Source organism: uncultured Pseudacidovorax sp., assembly GCF_913773995.1.
In the GTDB taxonomy this organism is placed as follows: domain Bacteria; phylum Pseudomonadota; class Gammaproteobacteria; order Burkholderiales; family Burkholderiaceae_C; genus Xenophilus.
This window is the reverse complement of the sequence record NZ_CAJYES010000064.1, coordinates 1-6302: the sequence shown is the minus strand read 5'-3', so window position 1 is coordinate 6302 and position 6302 is coordinate 1. Positions and strand designations below refer to the sequence as shown.

The window sequence follows — 6302 nt, the reverse complement described above, 5'->3', positions numbered from 1 at the left end:
TCGGCGGCGTGACGCAACAGGTCGACTACGTGACCGACGGCGTGGCGAACCTCACCGACGGGGCGCTGGGTGGCGATCTGCTGGGCGGCGTGCTCGGCGGCGATGGCCTGTTGGGTGCCCTGACCGGCGGTGACCTGCTCGGTGGCGACCTGCTCGGGGGCGTGGTGAGCGACACCGGCGTCGTCGGCGGCCTGCTCGACACCGTGGCCGGCGACAACGGCCTGCTCGGCAGCGTCACCGGCGGCGAGCTGCTGGGTGGCGATCTGCTCGACGGCGTCCTCGGCCAGGACGGACTGCTCGGCGGCGTGCTGGGCGCCACGGATGGCGCCAGCGGTGGCGGCGACCTGCTCAATGCCGTGCTGGGCGACGACGGCGTGCTAGGGGGTGTGCTGGACAGCGTGACGGGCAGCGTGACGGGCAGCGAGGGCACGGCCGGTGGCCTGCTGGACGGCATCACCGGCAGCACCGGCGTGGTCGGCGGCCTGATCGACACGGTGGCGGGCGACCACGGCGTGGTGAGCGGCGTGGTCGACACCGTCGCCGGCAGCAACGGCTTGCTGGGCAGTGGCTCCGGCAGCGGCCTGGTCGGCGGGCTGCTTGGCGGCCTGAGTGGCGTCACCGAGCCGGTGTCCAGCGGCACGGGCAGCGGCCCCACCAGTCCGGCCAGCCCGGTCGGCGGCCTGCTCCACAACCTGCTGGGCTGATGAATCCGGCGCCCTCGTCGTTCATTGCCGAGTGGCCGGCCCGCTGCGCGGGCCGGTCGTTGACCAAAGGTTCCTCCATGATGAAGTCATTCCAACGCCTCAGCCTTCTGCTGTCTGCCTCCGTGCTGCTGGCCGCGTGCAGCACCGCGCCCAAGGACGGCAGCGAGGACACCACCTACTACTACGCCAATCCCAAGGGCCGCAGCGCGGTGGCGCAGGTGAAGGCACCCCCTCCGCCACTGGCCGCATCGGGTCCGGTCGGTGTGGCCCGCATCGTGTACTTCGATTTCGACAAGTACGACGTCAAGCCCGAGTACCGTTCGATCGTCGAGGCCCATGCCCGCTACATGCGCGAGCGTCCGCAGGCCCGCGTGGTGCTCGAAGGCCACACCGATGCGCGCGGTGGCCGCTCGTACAACGTGGCGCTGGGCCAGCGCCGCGCCGAGTCCGTGCGCCAGGCCATGCAGCTGGGTGGCGTGCCGGGCGAGCGCATGGAAGCCATCAGCTGGGGCATGGAAAAGCCGGCCTCGCTGGAGAAGACCGAGGCCGGCTACCAGCTCAACCGCCGCGTCGAGTTCGTCTACCGCTGACCGGCCCGCGCGATGGACCAGGATGTGAGCGCCCCCGCCCGGCCGGGCGCCGGGGGGGCGGCCTTGCCGCTCGCCGGCTCGCCCGGGCAGCCCGGCGAGCGCGGCTTTGCCGCCCAGCTTGCCGCCTGCCGCGAGAAGGTGGCGGTGATGTGCGCTGCCGTCCCGGCGCCGTACCCGGCGTTCACGCTCTTCTTCTCGGTCACCGACGGCCAGCGCCGTGCCCAGGTGATGCATGCGACAGGCACCAGCTTCGAGGAGGCGTGGCAGGCGGGTGCACGGCGCGCGAGTGCCTTTGTGCTGCGGCAGCAGTTGCAGTCGCCCTGGTTGCGCGTGGACTGGGTGCAGGGCGTGGGCGAACTGCCGGTGGGCGAGTTCGAGCAGCAGCTGTGCCAGGTCAAGCGCAACTACTTCCGCCTGGGGCTGGCCTTCGACGGTGCCTTCGCGATGGCGCTGACCGAGCAGGAGATCAACGCCAACGCGCTGCTCTATGGCGGCCCCGAGATCCCGCACGCGGTCATCAACCGCCACAACCTGGGCCTGTACCTGCAACAGCGCTACCGCGGCCAGCCGGCCCCGGCGCTCGAGCCGCAGGACAAGGTCTACCTGCTGGCCCTGGGCGGCGTGTTCTGCCAGGAGGACGGCGTGGTGCACCGCCTGGCTGGCCACGGGCTGGACACCGGTCGTCGCCAGGTGCCGCCGCTCGATGCCGCCGCGGCACTGGAGCTGGTGCGCACCGGCTCCGCGCACCTGGCCCGCCAGGTGCAGGACAACGGCCGCTTCGTCTACGGCTACTTCCCCTGCTTCGACCGGCTGATCCCCAGCTACAACACGCTGCGCCACGCCAGCTCGCTCTACGCCATGGCCGAGGCCTGGGAGCTGACGCGCGACCCGGCGCTGCGCCAGGCCATCGACCGCGGTCTGCAGCACCTGACGCAGCAGCTGGTGCGCGACTACACGCTGGCCGACGGCCGCGCCGCCGCCTTCCTGGTCGATGTGGGCGACGAGATCAAGCTGGGCGGCAACGCGGTCGCGCTGCTGGCGCTGGTCAAGTACAGCGAGGTGCTGGGCACCGACGAATGGCGTCCGCTGATGGAGCGCCTGGCCACCGGCATCGCCGCCATGCAGGACGCCGCCACCGGCCGCTTCGTGCATGTGCTGCATGCGCAGGACCTGTCGGTGAAGGAGGTCTCGCGCATCATCTACTACGACGGCGAGGCGGCCTTCGGCCTGCTGCGCCTGTATGCGCTGACGCGCGACGAGCGCTGGCTGGCGGTGGTGGAGCGTGCCTTCGAGCACTTCATCGGCCAGCAGCACTGGCAGGCGCACGACCACTGGCTCAGCTACAGCGTCAACGAGCTGACGCGCTGGAAGCCGCTGGAGAAGTACTTCCGCTTCGGTATCCAGAACGTGGCCGGCTACCTGGACTTCGTGCTCGACCGCAAGACCACCTTTCCCACGCTGCTGGAGCTGATGCTGGCCGCCCAGGCCATGATCCGCCGGCTCGAAGGCATCCCGGCGCTGGCACACCTGCTGGACGAGATCGACCTGGAGAAGTTCGAGCGCGCACTGCACTACCGCGCCAACTACCTGCAGAACGGCTATTTCTGGCCCGAGATGGCGATGTACTTCCGACGGCCGGCCGCCGTCGTCGGGTCCTTCTTCATCCGCCACCACTCCTTCCGCGTGCGCATCGACGATGTGGAGCATTACCTGTCGGGCATGGTGGCCTACCACCGGCTGATGGCCGAGCGCGAGGTCGCTGGACGGACCGCGCAGGAGCCGGTCGCCCGCGGCATGCGCTGGTCGGCCGCCGAACTGGCGCGCATCGCGGGCGGCGACTGGGTGGTGGCGCCGACCGAGGGCTGGCATGCCGTCGGCATGGCCACGCGGCCCTTCGCGCAGCCGCAGCGCCTCTTGTGCCTGCATGACGAGCGGGCCGGCCGCCCGCCGGCGCCGCCGGAGCTGGACGGCCTGCGTCCGGCCGCGGCAGTGTTGTGCGCGCACCCAGGTCCTCACCTGCACCGCGGGCTGCCGGTGCTGCGCGTGGACGATGTGCGGCAGGCCATGCTCGACCTGGGCGCCCATGCGCGCGCGCAGTACCCGGGCCGCGTGATCGCCGTCGCCGGCGATGCCGCGCGCGACACCACGGCGGCCATGCTGGTCAAGACATTGGGTGCCTGGGGCGAGGTGGGCGAGCCCGAGACCCGCCAGCGTCTGCCCCTGGGCGTGGCCTGGGCCTTGAGCTGCCTGCCGCAGGAGGCCGCCACCTGGGTGGTGGAGCTGGGCCAGGCCCCGGCGCCGGCCATGGTGCAGGTCGCACGCCCGCAGGTGCTGGTGCTGGCCATCGATCCGGCCGAACCCGCCGCAGCCGACGTGCAGCGCAAGGCGGCCCAGCTCGTCGAGGCCCTGCCCGAGGACGCCTGCCTGGTGCTGTGCCGCGACATGCCGGGCTATGACGGCCTGGCTTCGCTGGCGGCGCGGCGCGGCCTGCGCGTGTTCGACCATGGCAGCCATCGCGATGCGCAGGTGCGCCTCACCGGGCTGGCGCATGGCGAGCTGCGCGCCGAGGTGGCGGGCAGCCCCGTGCGCATGAAGCTGCAGGCCGTGGGCGCGCATGTGGGCCTGGGCGCCACCGCGGTGCTGGCCACCGTGCTGGCCCTGGACTGGCAGGCGCAGCTGGCCGCGGCCCTGGTCGCGCTGGGTGGCTTCGAGCGGCACGAATGGCGCGGCCCCGTGCTGGAGGTGCCCATCGCCGGGGGCAGCTTCCACTTCGTGGACGAGACGCACGACGCCAATCCCACCTCGATGCGGGCGGCGCTCGCCCTGCTGGCCCAGGCGCCCTGCGGCCCGCGCCAGCGGGTGGCGGTGCTCGGCGAGATGCAGGGTCTGGGCGCCGAGTCCCAGCGGCACCACCTGGCACTGCAGTCCGAGGTGCTGGCCGCGCAGCCGGGCCGCGTGCTGCTGTGCGGGCCGCTCATGGGCCCGCTGGCGCAGCGCCTGAAGCCGCTGGTGCCGGTGCGCTGGTTCAACGACGCGGCCGAATTGGTCGCGGCGTTCGGCGACATCGTGGCGCCGGGCGATTGGGTGCTGGCCAAGGGCGGGGCGCGCATCGGGCTGGCCCGACTCGCCAAGGCCGTCAAGGCGATGGCCTGACCGGGGCCCCCTCGGCGTTTACCCGGCTTTCTGCCTGCAACCTGACCCGCATCCGCCCCAGTGAGTAACAATCTGTTCATGGTTCTCAACATCGACGGCCGCCCATGCTGAAGTACCTGCTTCCCAGCCAGCTGGTCGCTCCCTCGGTCACGGCCGAAGGCGATGAGCCGGCCAGCCCGCATGCCGATGCGCTCGGCCGGGCCTTCGGCGCGGCCTACCCCGCCGTGCGGCAGGCGGCCTGGTGGTCGGTGCCGATCAGCCTGTTCGGGTTGCTGCCGTCGATCTTCCTGCTGCAGGTGTACGACCGGGTCATCTACCGCAGCGGCACCTCCACGCTGTGGGCGCTGTTCAGCGGCATCCTGTTCTTCCTGGCCATCGAATTCGTGCTGCGCAGCCGCCGCTCGCGTCTGCTGCGCGATGCGGGTGCCACCATCGACCACGGCATCTCCGGCGCACTGCTGCAGTCCATGCTCAACCGTCCGCTGCGGGCGCTGGAGGAGCGCCCGGCCGCCGCCTGGTTCCTGCTGTTCCGCGACGTGGGCGCGGTGCGCATGACGCTCAGCAGCGGGCTGGCGCAATCGATCTTCGACCTTCCCATGGCGCTGTTCGCGCTGGTGGTCATCGGCATCGTGGCGCTTCCGGTGCTGCCGGTGGTGGTGGTCTTTCTGGGCGTGATGTCCTTCCTGGCCTGGTGGTGGGCCGACGAGGTGCGCGCCGGCCGTGTCGAGGAAACTGAGCGCAGCCGCAACCTGGAGCGCATGACGGCCGAGATCTGCGCCGCGCGCGAGACGCTCAAGACGCAGGCCAACGACGGCCCCACCATCGAAGGCTGGCGCCAGACCTACGACAACTGGCTGGGCGAGAGCTTCCGCAAGAACGGCGAGATCGAGACCGCCCGCGATGGCACCACGGTGCTGCTGACCATCTTCTCGACGGTGGTCATCACCGTGGGCGCGCTGTCGGTGATGGAGCAGTGGATGACCGTCGGCGGCCTGGTGGCGGCCAACATGCTGGCCATGCGGGCGCTGCAGCCGGTGGCCGGGCTGGTCTCCAACTGGCGCGCGCTGGCCACGGCCGGCGAAGCCGCCAGCCGGCTCGAAAAGGTGCTCTCCGAGCCGGTGGAGCGCGAGCCCAGCGGCCTGAACCTTCCGCAGCCGCCCGGACTGGTGCAGCTGCGCGATGTGGACTTCCGCTTCCATGCGCAGGGCCGCCCGGTGTTCGAGAAGCTCGACCTCGCCATCGGCCCCGCGGGCCTGCATGCCGTGGTGGGTCGCAACGGCGCCGGCAAGTCCACGCTGGTGCGGCTCATCTGCGGCCTGTATGCGCCCAGCGCCGGCACCGTGAGCCTGGGCGAGTACGACCTGGCCCAGTTCGGCCGCGACGACCGCGCCAAGTGGATCAGCTATCTCTCGCAGGAGGTCTACTGGTTCGCCGGCGAGATCATCGAGACGCTGCGCCGCTGCGCGCCGGGCCACAGCGACGAGCAGATCGTGGCCGCCTGCAAGCTGGCCGGCGCGCACGATTTCGTCTCGCGCCTGCCTGCCGGCTACCGCACCCGCATCGGCGAGGGCGGCACCGGCCTGTCGGTGGGCGAGCGCCGCAAGCTGGGCCTGGCGCTGGCCTTCCTGCGCAAGCCCTCGGTGCTGGTGCTGGACGAGCCCAGCAACGACCTCGACTTCCACAGCGAGCGTCAGCTCATCAACACGCTGGTGGCCATCGCCCGCACGCGCACGGTGATCGTCGTCACGCATTCGCTGCGCATGGTGGCCGCCGCCAACAACGTCTACCACGTCACCGGCGACGGCGGCGTGGAGCAGGGCGCGCCCGCGGTGATGGTGCCGCGGCTCTTCGGCAG

General features: G+C 71.6%; 3 protein-coding genes and 1 pseudogene. All 4 read left to right on the top strand.

Annotated elements, in window-relative coordinates; all coding sequences use genetic code 11:
• A pseudogene (locus tag QZ772_RS05660) lies at positions 1 to 704 on the top strand (hypothetical protein); the annotation flags it as partial.
• A gap of 77 nt (positions 705 to 781) precedes the next feature.
• Positions 782 to 1294, top strand: a complete 513-nt coding sequence (gene pal / locus QZ772_RS05655) for a peptidoglycan-associated lipoprotein Pal (protein ID WP_295523909.1) — start codon at positions 782 to 784, stop codon at positions 1292 to 1294.
• Between the two features lie 24 nt (positions 1295 to 1318).
• The gene (locus QZ772_RS05650) at positions 1319 to 4447 is read left to right on the top strand and encodes a Mur ligase (RefSeq protein WP_295523907.1); all 3129 of its coding nucleotides are present in this window, start codon (positions 1319 to 1321) and stop codon (positions 4445 to 4447) included.
• 104 nt (positions 4448 to 4551) lie between these two features.
• Positions 4552 to 6302 (top strand): ATP-binding cassette domain-containing protein (locus QZ772_RS05645; RefSeq protein WP_295523905.1); only part of this gene is annotated, 1751 nt, incomplete at its 3' end.